General features: G+C 35.3%; 21 protein-coding genes. 2 read left to right on the plus strand and 19 right to left on the minus strand.

Annotated elements, in window-relative coordinates; all coding sequences use genetic code 11:
• Nucleotides 1-124: 124 nt before the first annotated feature.
• The 4 genes from GJE18_RS08900 to GJE18_RS08915 form a co-directional block, all read right to left on the minus strand.
• Entirely contained in the window at nucleotides 125-928 is an 804-nt protein-coding gene (locus tag GJE18_RS08900) for an HAD-IIB family hydrolase (protein ID WP_107368284.1), read from the minus strand.
• 107 nt (nucleotides 929-1,035) lie between these two features.
• Nucleotides 1,036-1,662: a lysophospholipid acyltransferase family protein gene (locus GJE18_RS08905; protein WP_060551591.1), complete on the minus strand. Its 627-nt coding sequence runs from the start codon at nucleotides 1,660-1,662 to the stop codon at nucleotides 1,036-1,038.
• Between the two features lie 17 nt (nucleotides 1,663-1,679).
• Complete coding sequence (locus GJE18_RS08910) at nucleotides 1,680-2,618, minus strand: phosphatidate cytidylyltransferase (protein WP_051879734.1); 939 nt, start codon at nucleotides 2,616-2,618, stop codon at nucleotides 1,680-1,682.
• Nucleotides 2,605-3,222: a CDP-alcohol phosphatidyltransferase family protein gene (locus GJE18_RS08915; protein ID WP_168429082.1), complete on the minus strand. Its 618-nt coding sequence runs from the start codon at nucleotides 3,220-3,222 to the stop codon at nucleotides 2,605-2,607. Before GJE18_RS08915 ends, GJE18_RS08910 begins: the two co-directional genes overlap by 14 nt.
• 115 nt (nucleotides 3,223-3,337) lie before the next feature.
• Here GJE18_RS08915 and GJE18_RS08920 point away from each other — a divergent pair, with 115 nt between their 5' ends.
• Both GJE18_RS08920 and GJE18_RS08925 read left to right on the plus strand, forming a co-directional pair.
• A complete protein-coding gene (locus GJE18_RS08920; protein ID WP_107368283.1) occupies nucleotides 3,338-3,874 on the plus strand; it encodes a hypothetical protein in 537 nt (178 codons plus the stop codon).
• Between the two features lie 155 nt (nucleotides 3,875-4,029).
• Nucleotides 4,030-4,791, plus strand: a complete 762-nt coding sequence (locus GJE18_RS08925) for a class I SAM-dependent methyltransferase (protein ID WP_060551593.1) — start codon at nucleotides 4,030-4,032, stop codon at nucleotides 4,789-4,791.
• Between the two features lie 70 nt (nucleotides 4,792-4,861).
• Here GJE18_RS08925 and GJE18_RS08930 read toward each other — a convergent pair whose 3' ends face one another.
• The 15 genes from GJE18_RS08930 to GJE18_RS09000 form a co-directional block, all read right to left on the minus strand.
• Complete coding sequence (locus GJE18_RS08930) at nucleotides 4,862-5,590, minus strand: MerR family transcriptional regulator (RefSeq protein WP_107368282.1); 729 nt, start codon at nucleotides 5,588-5,590, stop codon at nucleotides 4,862-4,864.
• Nucleotides 5,569-6,474 carry a DUF2268 domain-containing putative Zn-dependent protease gene (locus GJE18_RS08935; RefSeq protein WP_107368281.1) on the minus strand — a complete coding sequence of 302 codons (906 nt, stop codon included), beginning with the start codon at nucleotides 6,472-6,474 and terminating at the stop codon, nucleotides 5,569-5,571. Before GJE18_RS08935 ends, GJE18_RS08930 begins: the two co-directional genes overlap by 22 nt.
• A 157-nt stretch (nucleotides 6,475-6,631) precedes the next feature.
• Nucleotides 6,632-7,024 carry a 30S ribosomal protein S9 gene (rpsI, locus tag GJE18_RS08940; RefSeq protein ID WP_037542446.1) on the minus strand — a complete coding sequence of 131 codons (393 nt, stop codon included), beginning with the start codon at nucleotides 7,022-7,024 and terminating at the stop codon, nucleotides 6,632-6,634.
• Between the two features lie 19 nt (nucleotides 7,025-7,043).
• Nucleotides 7,044-7,481 carry a 50S ribosomal protein L13 gene (gene rplM, locus GJE18_RS08945; RefSeq protein ID WP_037567156.1) on the minus strand — a complete coding sequence of 146 codons (438 nt, stop codon included), beginning with the start codon at nucleotides 7,479-7,481 and terminating at the stop codon, nucleotides 7,044-7,046.
• Nucleotides 7,482-7,669: 188 nt separating this feature from the next.
• The gene (gene truA, locus GJE18_RS08950) at nucleotides 7,670-8,500 is read right to left on the minus strand and encodes a tRNA pseudouridine(38-40) synthase TruA (RefSeq protein WP_060551596.1); all 831 of its coding nucleotides are present in this window, start codon (nucleotides 8,498-8,500) and stop codon (nucleotides 7,670-7,672) included.
• 14 nt (nucleotides 8,501-8,514) lie between these two features.
• Nucleotides 8,515-9,318 (minus strand): energy-coupling factor transporter transmembrane component T family protein, encoded by an 804-nt coding sequence (locus GJE18_RS08955; RefSeq protein ID WP_107368280.1) that lies wholly within the window; start codon nucleotides 9,316-9,318, stop codon nucleotides 8,515-8,517.
• Nucleotides 9,308-10,174: an energy-coupling factor transporter ATPase gene (locus GJE18_RS08960; RefSeq protein ID WP_082624737.1), complete on the minus strand. Its 867-nt coding sequence runs from the start codon at nucleotides 10,172-10,174 to the stop codon at nucleotides 9,308-9,310. The genes GJE18_RS08955 and GJE18_RS08960 overlap by 11 nt, the downstream gene beginning before the upstream one ends.
• The gene (locus tag GJE18_RS08965) at nucleotides 10,171-10,974 is read right to left on the minus strand and encodes an energy-coupling factor transporter ATPase (RefSeq protein ID WP_107368279.1); all 804 of its coding nucleotides are present in this window, start codon (nucleotides 10,972-10,974) and stop codon (nucleotides 10,171-10,173) included. Before GJE18_RS08965 ends, GJE18_RS08960 begins: the two co-directional genes overlap by 4 nt.
• A 392-nt stretch (nucleotides 10,975-11,366) precedes the next feature.
• Nucleotides 11,367-11,735, minus strand: a complete 369-nt coding sequence (gene rplQ / locus GJE18_RS08970) for a 50S ribosomal protein L17 (RefSeq protein ID WP_037567144.1) — start codon at nucleotides 11,733-11,735, stop codon at nucleotides 11,367-11,369.
• A 16-nt stretch (nucleotides 11,736-11,751) separates the two neighbouring features.
• Nucleotides 11,752-12,696: a DNA-directed RNA polymerase subunit alpha gene (locus tag GJE18_RS08975; RefSeq protein ID WP_037567143.1), complete on the minus strand. Its 945-nt coding sequence runs from the start codon at nucleotides 12,694-12,696 to the stop codon at nucleotides 11,752-11,754.
• 83 nt (nucleotides 12,697-12,779) lie between these two features.
• A complete protein-coding gene (gene rpsK / locus GJE18_RS08980; RefSeq protein WP_014613235.1) occupies nucleotides 12,780-13,169 on the minus strand; it encodes a 30S ribosomal protein S11 in 390 nt (129 codons plus the stop codon).
• 24 nt (nucleotides 13,170-13,193) lie between these two features.
• Nucleotides 13,194-13,559, minus strand: coding sequence for a 30S ribosomal protein S13 (gene rpsM, locus GJE18_RS08985; protein WP_037567140.1), 366 nt, complete (start codon nucleotides 13,557-13,559; stop codon nucleotides 13,194-13,196).
• 22 nt (nucleotides 13,560-13,581) lie between these two features.
• Nucleotides 13,582-13,695, minus strand: coding sequence for a 50S ribosomal protein L36 (gene rpmJ, locus GJE18_RS08990; protein ID WP_002509257.1), 114 nt, complete (start codon nucleotides 13,693-13,695; stop codon nucleotides 13,582-13,584).
• A gap of 32 nt (nucleotides 13,696-13,727) precedes the next feature.
• Nucleotides 13,728-13,946: a translation initiation factor IF-1 gene (gene infA / locus GJE18_RS08995; protein ID WP_001118443.1), complete on the minus strand. Its 219-nt coding sequence runs from the start codon at nucleotides 13,944-13,946 to the stop codon at nucleotides 13,728-13,730.
• Between the two features lie 167 nt (nucleotides 13,947-14,113).
• Complete coding sequence (locus GJE18_RS09000; RefSeq protein ID WP_060551600.1) at nucleotides 14,114-14,764, minus strand: adenylate kinase; 651 nt, start codon at nucleotides 14,762-14,764, stop codon at nucleotides 14,114-14,116.
• Nucleotides 14,765-14,771: the final 7 nt, after the last annotated feature.

Consider the following 14,771-nt stretch of genomic DNA (forward strand, 5'->3'; position numbering starts at 1 on the left):
TGTTTCACATTAGATTATACAGAATTATTCTCATTTTGCACTAATATTTTTAAATTTCTTAAAACGAAAAACAATTATTAATTGGTAAATTTATACACAATTAAACATTCAATCGCTATTATAACTATGTTTGATTTATAAAATCCTTAATATGATAAATGAGGCCTTTATAATAAGCGTGCTTTGTGACTTCAAATTCTGAAGTCATCGATGGATCGGTACTATTGCACATTACAAATCGATTGTGTAAAAATCTTAAAAATTCCCTATCATTCCCACTATCCCCAAAACCTAAGACTTGTGATTTGGGTATATCATGAAGTGAGATTAAAAATTGTGCCGCATATTTCTTACCCGCTTGCTGTGGTAAAAAATCTACATCGTATGCATTCTCAGGGTCTCCCGCACGAGGATTACAGCGGTTATACTTCACTACATAACGTTGATCACTTGCCATTGAGATTAAGTCATTTAATATACGCTGATCTTCCGCTTCGTCTCCTTGCATTTTAAAATAGTAATTATAATGCGTATCGTAAGGTTGAAACTCTTTTTGAGGCTGAAATGAAACATGGTATTTATGAGAAATCGTCGATATTAATTGTTGAATTTCAGATAATTCGAACGTACCGTCTAAAACTTGCTTTTGATACGTTTCATTAATTACGTAGCTTTTGCCATTCCATGTATAAAGTTTAGAACTTAAATCTGTCGCAATATAATGCGGTTTAAAAGTCATACCTGTTTTTGTCATTTTTGAAAGCACACTTGCTAAAGCACTTCCAGTTAAAATCGCCACGATAACCTTTTCTTTTGATAATTGTGTTAATAACTCTTCCAAATCTTTCATATCTTCAATATCACTAGAAGTTGGTTGATGTTTATAATATGTTTCATCGAAGTCAAATAACAATAATTTTCGAGTCATAGTACCCTCCACTTTTTCATAATCATAGCTTGCAATTATTGACGCATTTTCCAAAATAATAAATTATCAATCGTCACCTGTAATTACGTTGCACTTTTTCATTTTGACTACCACTCTTTAAAATTACCTTCGTCTCTAAGTTGATTTAATCGGGTTGTAACTTCATCCATAAATGCTTTTCGATTTAAATCACATTTGAATGTTTCTCCAATAAAAATATCTACAAAGAACGGCACTAGTATAAAACTGTCTTTGGGTAGTGCCTTTCCTAATCCATGCATAAAGATGGGTTGAATGGGTACATCTGGACGCTCACGCATTAAATAATAAATGCCAGACTTATATTTGGATAACTTTTCAGGTTCTCCGCGTGATCCTTCTGGATAGAGAATGATGATGCCATTTTGATCTAATTCATCTAAAATGGGTTGAAACATGCCTGTAAAATCACGGGTCATTTTTCGTTCAATCGGAATAATATTCATCACCTTCGTTGAAAACCATTTTAAAAATGCATTTTTCATAAAATAGTCCCCTGCTGCAACCGGCCGTACATGTTTGAAACTGTTCCCTCTAAATAAACTCATCAAAACTAACGTATCTAAATGACTATTATGATTTGCGATTACCACAAGCGGACCTTGTTTTTTTAAACGCTCGTAATTTCGTATATTAAGTCCTAATACGATAAAAACGATAGGACGTACGATCAGTGTAAATAATACATTTCTCATCTCCTACGCCCCCTTTCTTAAAAATAAAAGAACCTTGTAAAATGGAAAAACAGTGGTGCAGTATACGTTAAAGAATCCACACGGTCTAAAACACCGCCATGACCAGGAATCGCTTGAGATGTATCTTTAATATTTAAATCACGTTTTAATGCTGAGATATTCACATCACCTATAAACCCACTTATGCTTATATATACACCTGCCACAAGCATTCCGAGTAGCGAAAATGGTGTCAATAACGGTCCTAAAATCGTCGCAAGTATTGTTGTTAAAATGACGCCACCAATAAATCCTGCCCATGTTTTATTCGGACTGACTTTAGGAATAATTTTACGCTTCCCAAATAATTTACCAGAGATATATTGAAATACGTCATTCGCTTGCGTCAAAATGACTAAAAATAATACTAGACTTGCCCCAGAAACGGTACTATCCAAACCTGGTAATACGATAAGATATGCCAAATGACTTAGACCAAATACAAAGAACATAATCCCCCATTGTATCGTGGCCATAGAATGTAAAAAGCCTTTTGTTTCACCAACTATAAGTGCTTGAATCGGTATTAACAAGAAGATATATACAGGAATAAAAATGATGAAAAAGCCATACAATCCATTATAAATTAGAATAAATTGCACAGGTATCGTTAAATAAGCCCATAAATAGACCAGTCTGTGACTGCGATTCGTTGGAATCAAAGAAAAATATTCTTTTAATGCGATAAAACATAAAAACGCCATAAAGACTAATGATACGGTTTTATGTATTACTAATGCTAACGAGAAGATGATACACATCACCCACCAAGACTTAATACGCATCCATATATTTTGGGTGACGTCACTTGGGTTTTTTCTAAGTAAAATTTGACTAATGATGGTAGAAATTACGAGTACCACAAAAAGGCCAATAAGTACAATCATCATTTCATAAGAAAGTTTATTGAGGTTCATATGTTGCTCCTTTCAATCCATTTGATACACGTTTATAGATATTCACTAAAATGAGTAACGTTGCGATATATAAGATGATGTGCATCAACGGTAGTACAGGAACATTGACTGCGATTAAAAATGATAATAGGCCAATTAAAAAGGCACGATCACTTTTCCCCATCGGTCCATCATATCGTCTCTTAGACCCAATCACTTGAACTAAACTGCCTGCCATTTCACTAATCACCGCAAATCCAATAAACATTATCACAGATATCCCTTTATCATGCACAATCAAAACAAAGGGTAAAAATAAAGCTAAATCACTGACGACATCCCCTAACTCATTGAGCAACATACCAAGATTAGATTTCATATGATATTTCGATGCCATAACGCCATCCACCGCATTCAACGCCATTCTGACGAACATTACGATTGGTACTAACAGATAAATCCAACGCTGTTCATTTAAAGCCGCTATGAGTCCTCCAGTTAAAATAGAGAGTATTAAGGCACTCAACGTGACTTGATTCGGTGTGATGCCTTTTTTTCTCAAAGTATCAACAATAGGCATCAATAATTGTTGAAATTTTGGTTTTAACTCATAAATACTAATCATCAAAGCACCTCATATAAAAAATATTGTATTCTATGCAATTATACACTTATTCAATTACATTGACAAAAACGTTTTATGCTAAAATAGTCTTATTAAATAATTTGAGGTGAACATTTTGGCGTTATTAGCGATACTTTGGGGATTTTCAGAAGCAACACTCTTTTTTATAATTCCAGATGTTTTATTAACATTTGTTGCAATCATATATCAACGTAAACGTGTCGTTGTAAAAGTCGTAATGAGCGCGTTATTAGGTGCATTAATTGGCGGAGCTTGCATATATTTTGCATCACTCCATAATGACAAAATAACCTTAAATATGTTGCTGAATGTGCCTTCTGTTCAAACATATATGGTAGATCATGTCATCACTACAATGAATGATAACCCAGCATATGCTTTAATCACTGGTCCTTTATTCGGGGTGCCTTATAAATTATTCGCCTTTATCGCACCACAGCATTTAAATATTATTACATTCTTACTAATTTCAATTCCTGCGAGACTCGTTCGATTTATCATTGTTACAAGTCTTGCATATGTTTTATCACATTATGTATTTAAATGGCTTCAATATCGATACAAAATCATGATTTGGCTTATCGTATGGGTCATCGTTTATGCGATTTACTTTGGCATTCATGGTTTTTAATGAAAAAAGCATCTCTTTATCATACGAGAGATGCTTTTTAATATGTGTAAATTGATACGTGACGGTTATGTGTCAAATGTACGATGAAACGCCATGAAGTATAAATATGTGATACTATAAATGATAATCATTATCATTTATAAGGAGTGTAACGCATGAAGCAAGAGGCTGGCCATACGTTTTTAGCAAAATTAGGTAAAACGCGACTGCGACCAGGTGGTAAAAAAGCCACAGATTGGTTAATTAAACAAGGTCAATTTTCAAAAAATAAACGTGTGTTAGAAGTGGCTTGTAATATGTGTACAACATCCATTTATCTCGCTCAGACATATGGTTGTCAGATCGATGCGATTGATTTAAATAAAAAAGCATTGATGCATGGACAACAAAATGTAAAGAATGCAGGTTTAGAAAATTTGATTCATACACAACAAGCAAACGCCTTGAGCTTACCGTTTGAGGATCAATCTTTTGACATCGTGTTAAATGAAGCAATGCTGACCATGTTACCTTTAGTTGCCAAGACTCAAGCTTTAAAGGAATATTACCGTGTCCTTAAACCAGGCGGCGTACTACTCACACATGATATTGCGATTATGAATGAACATCAAGCAGAGACTATACGCCGTGATTTATCAGAAGCGATTAATGTTAAAGTGACACCATTACCTAAATCCGAATGGCTAGAACTTTACCATAGCGCGCAATTCCAATCGATAGCTGCACATCAAGGACCGATGACGCTAATGACACCTAAAGGTATGATTTACGATGAAGGTTTTAAAAACACAGTTAAAATCATAAAAAATGCATTAAAAAATGAAAATCGGCCTATGTTCAAACACATGTTTACAACCTTTAAGAAACATAAAAATGATTTGAACTATATCGTCTTTTGTGCACGAAAAACAAGCTAAATGATTATTTAAATGCGAAAAAGCACTTCTCAAATCATCTTGAGAAGTGTTTTTATATTGCTTTGAAGTATCACCATTCATTCAAATGGTAGCTTACGGCCTCAGATATAAAGCGAGTGATGTCTAATGTGCCAAATTTTTTAAAATAATTGTGAAAGCGTACATCATGATAATATGTATTTGCGATACCACACAATACTTCATCATCAAAATTAGCCAAGGAGTTCATATAATTTTTCCATTTAATTACCACATCACGAACACATTCATTTTCTATAGGTTGATGAATAACATATTTAAATTCTTCAAAAATAGCATCTAAATCATTTTTAATTTGTGTTTCCGAAAAAATATCATGTGTATTTCTAGTTGAAAATGTTTGATATACATTACTATTACCATATTTGATCTGTGCTTCTTTTTGATATTGATGTGTTACATGCTCATTCACTTCCTCAATCTCAATTATCGGCACGCCATTCACATATTGATGGATAGCACGCTTAGTTTGTTGTAATTTTTTAATTTTATCATCTAATACATTTAATTGAGCTCTCATAGACGTGATGAGATGGTCCTCATTTGCTTCTAATAACTTAGCAATAGCTTTAATATTAAAATCCAACGCTTTTAATAATAATATTTTTTGAAGTTTTACTAAATCTTGTTGCGAATAAATGCGATAATTTCGAGAATCTTTTTTAGGCGACAGTAACCCTATTTCATCATAATAATGTAACGTTCTTTTAGTGATACCTGTAATGTCTATCACATCTTTTATACTGTATTGGTAATCCAAAAATCATACACCTCTCTTAATATATCATCCGCACTTTTAATTGTTGCCTTTTCAATCGTACATTCTGTTTTTTCTAAGTAATATTTTATTAAATAATACCCACATGTATATCCAGCCGCATGTGGTAATCCTACAGGTTGGCCACCATATGATGTCGTAATCTCATCGCCGTAGAGATAAGGCATGGCTTCAAAACTATTAGAGATATGGAGGTGTTGTTCTATTATTGATTTTATCTTTTCCTGTTGTTCGCTCCAATTAATTGTCGTAACCCATGGTCCAAGATAATCCTTACCATACAGTTTCTCAACAAAATTTTCAGCTAATCCCTCTGCTACAATTAATTCTGCAAGCGAACCACCATCCCATCGAATATATTGATACCTAAAATTATGGTTCATTTCATGTGCAATAGCACTTTTGACGCGGTCTAATGTATACTCATTTGGTACTAAGGAGATATACACGTATCCAGGGACGCCACCATCGCCCCCGTAATTTTGATTCAAATACATCGACGGTTTCTCTTTATCCCCTAGTAACACTGTAAACGTATATTGATTAATCCGTGATAGGATACCTTTTAACTCAAACTGACTGATCGCATGTGTTAAAGCTTGCTGACAATCATTCCAGAATACATCATCAAACAATGCGACTTCCTTCATATGATTTGTATTAAATGCTTGTGGAGATACATGTGTAGCATTTAATAGTGACAATGCATCAAAATGCTCACTATCATATGGTATATTTTGTATTTCAAACTTTTCTTTGTAAAACTTAAGCAAATGATCTTTGAAATATTGTTTTTTATGTTTGTAATCTTGATCAAGTAATCCCTGATACACGTTATTAGATTTAATGATATGAATATTGTACATTGTTATCCCTCCAAAACCTACGATAAAGGATAACGTAACGTGATATGCAATAGGTATGTGTGCATTTTTTAAAATTAATTTTATCGAATGAGATGTATTAAAACAAAAAAACACTTCTCGACAAGTTTCGAGAAGTGTTTTTGATATAAAAACGATATTAACGTTTTGAGAATTGTGGTGAACGACGTGCTTTTTTAAGACCTGGTTTTTTACGTTCTTTCATACGTGGGTCACGAGTAAGTAATCCAGCGCGTTTTAAAGAACCTCTGTACTCAGGATCTGCTTCTAATAATGCACGTGCGATACCATGACGGATAGCTTGTGCTTGTCCAGTGAAACCGCCACCGTGTACGTTAACTAATACATCGTAGTTACCTTTAGTTTCAGTAACGTCAAATGGTTGGTTTAAGTCTAAGATTAATGATTCGAATGGTAAGTACTCACGTACGTCACGGTCGTTAACTTTAATGTTACCTTCACCTGGTACTAAACGTACACGTGCTACTGAGTTTTTACGACGGCCTGTGCCTCTATATTCAACTTGTGCCAATGTCATTTCCTCCTTCTAATTAACCACGTAACTCGTAGTTTTCTGGTTGTTGTGCAGCGTGTGGGTGTTCAGCGCCACGATAAACGAATAATTTTTTACCTTGTTTTTCACCTAAACGTGAACTTGGTAACATCCCTTTAATTGAGTTTTCTAATAAACGTTCTGGGTTTGTACGTCTTAACTCACCAGCAGTGATTGATTTTAAACCACCTGGGTGATTTGAGTGTCTGTAATAGATTTTGTCTGTTTCTTTGTTACCAGTGAATTGGATTTTTTCAGCGTTGATAATGATTACGTAATCACCTGTGTCAACGTGTGGTGTATAAGTTACTTTATTTTTACCGCGTAAGATAGATGCTACTTCTGATGATAAACGACCTAATGTTTGGCCTTCAGCATCAACAACATACCATTTGCGCTCAATGTTTGATTCATTTGCCATAAATGTTTGACGCATTTTAAATGTCCTCCTAGTGAATAAATGTTTCTAAGCGTGATTTCAACCAGATTTCGTACACAACCGTGAACGAAATATTTATTCCGTTAACTGTTGATCTGTCCTGCTTCTATATCTTGTAACACAATAAGTTTCCGGGGCTTATCGTGGGGTGATATAAAACAATACCGTTAACTATGATATAATTTTTACCCGTTATTGTCAATGTGTTTCAAAGAATTTTGTAATGATTTTTTCTTATGAATTCTAATATCAGGGCCGAATTTTGTGATTAATTCATCCTCCGCTAAATAGATGCGTTCTAAATATAGACCTTCAGCTGGCGCAGTATGAGGAACAAGGTTACGATCCTGCGCTTTTAAAAGTGAAGTCACCTCATGTGCTTGGCGTTTTCCCTTTCCAACTTCGATTAAAAAGGCCATAATGACCCGCACCATATTATATAAAAATCCTGATCCTGATATGACAAAATCTAGACCTTCATTGGTTGCGACTACGTAACTTTCATAAATGGTGCGTTCTTTACTTTCGACTTCCGTTTTTTGAGAACAAAACGTAGTAAAATTATGCGTTCCAATAAAGTGTTCCGCTGCTTGATTCATGTCATCAATATTTAAGCGGTCAGGGATATGTGTTTTTAAGTGTGCTTGAAATGGATCTTTGTGTACACTTTGATAGATTTTATATCGATATGTTTTACCGACACAATCGTAACGACAATGAAAGTCATTGCTTATCATAGTGACTTCATGCACATAGATATCTTCAGGTAAGGCACGATTCATCGCATATTGCCATTGTGTGGGCTCAATTGATAATTCTGTGTCAAAATGAAAGTACTGTTCAAATGCGTGCACACCTCGGTCTGTACGACTTGATGGATGTATGCGAACATCATGCTTATGCATTCGTTTTAAAATTTTTTCAAAATACCCTTGTACGGTACGCCCTTGATTTTGTATTTGAAACCCTAAAAACTGGCTTCCTTGATAACTTATTTTTACAAGTACCCGTTGCATGCCTGACAACCTTTCTATAAATATGTTCGAATCCAATACACTACCGCCCCTATTGGAATGATCATTAACAGTGTGATGGTATCTCTCATGTGCCATTCTAAATAGCGAAAACTTGTCCGTTCAAGAGTGGCATCATAGCCTCTCACTTCCATCGCAATTGCTAAATCTTCTGCACGCTTAAAGGCGGATATAAATAAAGGTATGAGCAATGGAATAAAAGCCTTAATTCTATGAAGTAAACCTCCAGAATTAAAATCAGAACCTCGAGATTTTTGAGACATCATGATTTTATCTAATTCTTCCATTAATGTGGGGATAAATCGTAATGCAATCGACATCATCATACTTAAAGCCGCGACTGGTATTTTAAAATATTTTAATGGTTTAAATAGCCGTTCAAACGCATCTGTGAGCTCTAGTGGACTTGTCGTTAACGTTAAAATCGTTGACGTAATCATAATAAAAGTTAAGCGTAATACGATTAAAGCCCCTTCATTAAGCCCTTGACTATCGATAGATATAAATCCCCACTCAAAAAGACGTGTTCCCCCTTTAGTGACGAACATGTGCATCACAAAGGTAAAACCCACAAAAATAAAAATGGGCGTCAGTCCCTTAAATAAAAATAATAACGGCAAACGTGCTAATTTTATACCAATCAGTATTAAGCATGCCAACCATAAATAGGCAATCCAATGGTGGCTAAAAAAGATGATGATAATAAATAGAAATACAAAAATAAATTTAGCTCTTGGGTCTAAACGGTGAATAATAGAATCTAATGGCAGATAACGACCGATAATCAATTTATCTTTCACGTCGCCCACCCCACTTTTTATATAAATCAACGAAGGCGTCTTCAGTCAGCGCAATCCCATCAAATGGAACACCTGATTGTCGTTCCAAATCTCTTTGTAAACGTAGTACATCTGGTAAATTTAGATGTAAGGAATGCACCAATGCTTCTTGTTTGAAAAACGTCGCTGTGTCGTATGAACCAACGATATGTCCATGTTTCATCACTTTCACTTCATGTGCATATTGTGCAACATCGTTCATTTCATGCGTTACAAGAATGACGGTTTTGCCTTCTTGCTCGTTTAAATGCTGAATCAGTGTCATCACCTGTTGCTTACTTCTTGGATCTAACCCAGCAGTCGGTTCATCTAATACTAAAATATCGGGGTTACTTGCTAAAATGGCAGTTAAAGCAACTTTACGCTTTTGACCACCTGACAGTAAAAAAGGAGACTGTTCTAATAAGTGATCAGGTTGTTCACCCATCATACGTAGATATGTTCTACCTTTATTCAGTGCTTCAGTCGTATCCTGATTGAAATTACGTGGGCCAAAAACGATTTCTTTTTGAACCGTTTCTTCAAATAACTGAGATTCTGGAAATTGAAATACCATTCCAATACGTCGACGTATAGACTTAAATGCACGATCTTTCGTTTTACGGTCAACTTTTAAATCAAAAACTTGCAGTTTGCCTCGCGATGGTTTTAATAAACCATTTAAATGTTGTATAAGCGTGGATTTACCAGAACCTGTTTTTCCAATCACCGCATAAAACTTTCCTTCTTCAAAAGTAGTGGTCACAAGGTTCAATGCTTGATATGCATAAGGGGTGTGTTGTTGGTAGGTATAAGAAACCTCATTAAACTGAATCATAATAATCTCTCCACTAATGCATCATAAGTTAATAAATGCGTGTCTAGTTTTAATTTTTGTGCCAGTCGCGTTTCAAAAGGCAAATCAAGTCCTAAATCTTTTAGACGTTTCGCCTCGTTAAAAATTGTATGTACATCTCCTTGTAGTGCGACTTGTCCTTGATTCATCACAATCACTTTATCTGAATCAACGACTTCACTTAAATCATGGGTTATTGATAAAACCGTCACACCCCATTCACGGTTCATCTTTTTCATCATTTTAAGCATTTCTGCTTTTCCTTCAGGATCTAGCATTGAGGTTGCTTCATCTAAAATGATTAATTTAGGATTTAGCGCGAGTACACCTGCAATCGCAACACGTTGTTTTTGACCACCTGAAAGCGCAGTAGGCTCATGATTTTGTTTATCATACATGTCTACATTTTTTAACACTTGCGGGACAATTTGCTGCATATCTTCATAAGGTGTACAGCGATTTTCTAGTCCAAATGCAACATCATACTTCACCGTAGAACCCACAAATTGATTTTCCGGATTTTGAAAAACGACGCCAATCTGTTGTCGAAATGCGACTTGTTCTTGCGCTTTGATATATTCGCCATTCATACAGATGTCACCTTCGAACTCTGTTTCAATGCCCGTTATTAATTTCGTTAACGTTGATTTACCAGATCCATTATGCCCTACGATTGACACCCATTCTCCTGATGAGATAGTGAAAGTGATATTTTTTAATGTCATCGTGTCGGCAGTATCATATTTAAATGAAACATTTTCAAACGCAATGATCGGTTGCATAATTTATCCTCACTTTTTTAACTTCTTCCCTATTTTACCGAATAAACCCTTTTATGTATACTCACCGAATCGATGAATCCCCGTGTATCCATATATTTAACTTTTATCAATAAATATATATTCAACAAAAAAAGGGCAACTCCACATGGTGGAACGCCCGTAGTCAAAAAGACGAAATGCCTGTCGCTTTTCATCATTTCATGTTTTCATCCGACTGCAATATAATTGTGTCAAATGTGACTGACAAGAAAAAAGCGCGCACCCCATCTAAATTGAGTTCACGCTTTGTCGTCAATATTTAGTTAGATGGGGCACTTTGAGCTAGACAATATTTGTATGTGGCAAACATTATCGTTGCACTCATATGCTTTAAATGTAGTAGTGTGTATTTATTAAACTAATTCGATAATTACTGTTAACGCACCGTCACCTTTACGAGGTGCAACTTTAACAATACGAGTGTATCCGCCTTGACGCTCTTGGTAACGTTCAGCGATTTCACCAAATAATTTTTGTAATGCAGTTTGTGTCGTTTCATCTTCGTTTAAGATTTCCACGTTACGTAATGTTTTAGCAGCGTTACGACGAGAAGCTAAGTCACCTTTTTTACCTAAAGTGATCAATTTTTCAACGACGCTACGAAGTTCTTTCGCACGTGCTTCTGTAGTTTCAATACGCTCATTAACGATAAGTGAAGTTGCTAAGTCACGTAACATTGCTTTACGTTGATCTGAAGTACGACCTAATTTTCTGTAACCCATGAGTTAACCTCCTTTATCAATCTTCTTTTCTTAGACCTAAACCTAAGTCTTCTAATTTGTATTTAACTTCTTCAAGAGACTTGCGACCTAAGTTACGCACTTTCATCATATCAGCCTCTGATTTGTCAGCGAGTTCTTGTACTGAGTTAATACCAGCACGTTTAAGACAGTTATAAGAACGTACAGATAAGTCTAATTCTTCAATAGACATCTCTAATACTTTTTCTTTTTGATCTTCTTCTTTTTCAATCATGATTTCAGCATTTTGAGCTTCATCAGTTAAACCAACAAAGATGTTTAAATGCTCAGTCATAATTTTAGCAGCTAATGATACAGCCTCTTGAGGTGTGATTGAACCATCAGTCCACACGTCTAAAGTTAACTTATCAAAGTCAGAGCTTTGACCGACACGTGTATTTTCAACAGTATAATTCACACGTTCAACTGGTGAATATAATGAATCTACTGGGATTACACCGATTGGTAAATCACTAGAGTTGTTTTGATCAGCTAGTGCATATCCGCGACCTTTGTTCGCAACTAAACGCATTTTGAAATGACCACCTTTAGATACAGTGGCAATTTTAAGGTCAGGATTTAAGATTTCAACATCACTGTCGTGTGTGATATCTTTAGCAGTGACTTCGCCTTCTTCTTTTATATCGATTTCTAATGTTTTTTCTTCTTCAGAGTAAATATTAAGCGCTAGCTTTTTAATATTCATGATAATTGTAGAAACATCTTCTACAACGTTATCAATCGCTGAGAATTCGTGTAAAACGCCTTCGATTTCGATATATTTCACAGCCGCACCTGGTAATGATGATAGTAGGATACGACGTAAGGAGTTTCCTAGTGTAGTACCGTAACCACGCTCAAGTGGTTCAACAACAAACTTACCGAATTTAGCATCATCACTAACTTCAATTGTTTCAATTCTAGGTTTCTCGATTTCTATCATTTACATATCCTCCTTAAGTACGTCGACTTGCATAAACTATAAATTTTTAGTGTTAAGTGAATAGTGACAAAACAAAAATTTAATTATACGCGACGACGTTTTGGTGGACGGCAACCATTATGTGGAACTGGAGTAACGTCTTTAATCGCTGTTACTTCTAAACCTGCTGATTGTAATGCACGGATCGCTGATTCACGACCTGGACCAGGGCCTTTTACAGTTACTTCAACTGATTTTAAACCGTGTTCCATTGCAGCTTTTGAAGCTGTTTCTGATGCCATTTGCGCTGCGAATGGTGTTGATTTCTTAGAACCTTTGAAACCTAATGCACCTGCAGATGACCAAGATAAAGCATTTCCGAATTCATCTGTAATAGTTACGATTGTATTATTGAATGTAGAACGGATGTGAGCAACACCGTTTTCGATATTCTTTTTCACTCTACGTTTACGTGATACTTGTTTACGTGCCATAGATTAATTTGCCTCCTTTACCTATTATTTTTTCTTGTTAGCTACAGTTTTAACTGGGCCTTTACGCGTACGCGCATTGTTTTTAGTTTTTTGACCATTTACTGGTAATCCACGACGGTGACGGATACCACGGTATGATGAAATTTCCATTAAACGTTTGATGTTTAAGTTTACTTCACGACGTAAGTCACCTTCAACTTTGTAGCCATCTACAACTTCACGGATGCGGCCTAATTCGTCATCAGTTAAATCTTTAACACGAGTGTCTTCTGAAACGTTTGCTTCAGATAAGATTTCTTTAGCTGAAGTTTTACCGATACCGTAAATATAAGTTAATGAAATTACTACGCGTTTATCACGTGGGATATCAATTCCTGCAATACGTGCCATATTATTTACACCTCTCTTTTAATTAACCTTGTTTTTGTTTGTGTTTAGGGTTTTCACAAATTACCATTACTTTACCTTTACGTTTAATGACTTTACATTTTTCGCAAATTGGTTTTACTGATGGTCTTACTTTCATTTTTTATACCTCCTTCAATGATGGAGTGACAATTATTTATAACGATATGTGATTCTTCCGCGTGTTAAGTCATACGGAGACATTTCTACTGTTACTTTATCGCCTGGTAAAATACGAATATAGTTCATGCGAATCTTTCCACTTACGTGAGCTAAGATTTCGTGACCATTTTCTAATTCTACTTTAAACATTGCGTTAGGTAAAGTGTCTAATACCGTACCTTCAAGTTCGATAACATCTTGTTTTGCCATGAATTAACGCCTCCTTTTCAGTTGTAAGGATCTTAATATATCAACGAGATAATAGTTGGCTTGGTTTACATTGTCAAAGCGTATCGTTATAAGACTTGTCACGAATATTTGATTACAGTTTCAAAGTTAACGACGTGTAAAGTCAAACACTTTAAACCAAGTCGTTATTATTTTAATGATTCTAAAATAGTGATGACGTCTTCTGTAACTTCATTAATATTTTTAGAACCGTCAATATTTTTAAGAACGCCTTTTTGGCTATAGAAATCTAAAATCGGTTTAGATTGTTTAATGTTCACATCTAAACGATTTGCAACTGTTTCAGGGTTGTCGTCTTCACGTTGGTAAAGTTTACCACCTTCAAGATCACATGTACCTTCAACCTTTGGAGGATTGAAAACAAGATGATACGTTGTGCCACAGATTTCACAAATACGACGTCCAGTAAGACGATTCATAAGTTCTTCTTCAGGCACATCAATGTTAACAACTGCATCGATTTCTCTTCCAAGGTCTTCTAAAATCGAGTTTAAAGCTTCAGCTTGTTCGATTGTACGAGGAAATCCGTCAAGTAAGAAACCTTTCTTAGCATCGTCTTCAGAGATACGTTCTTTTACAATGCCTACTGTAACTTCGTCTGGTACTAGTTCCCCACGATCCATAAACGATTTAGCTTCTTTACCGAGTTCGGTTTCATCTTTAATCGCTTTTCTGAACATATCCCCTGTTGAAATATGTGGAATTGGGTACTTTTTAATAATTTCACTCGCTTGAGTTCCTTTACCAGCACCAGGTAATCCCATTAAGATAATATTCATAAATGCC

The organism is Staphylococcus agnetis, assembly GCF_011466855.1.
Lineage (GTDB): Bacteria > Bacillota > Bacilli > Staphylococcales > Staphylococcaceae > Staphylococcus > Staphylococcus agnetis.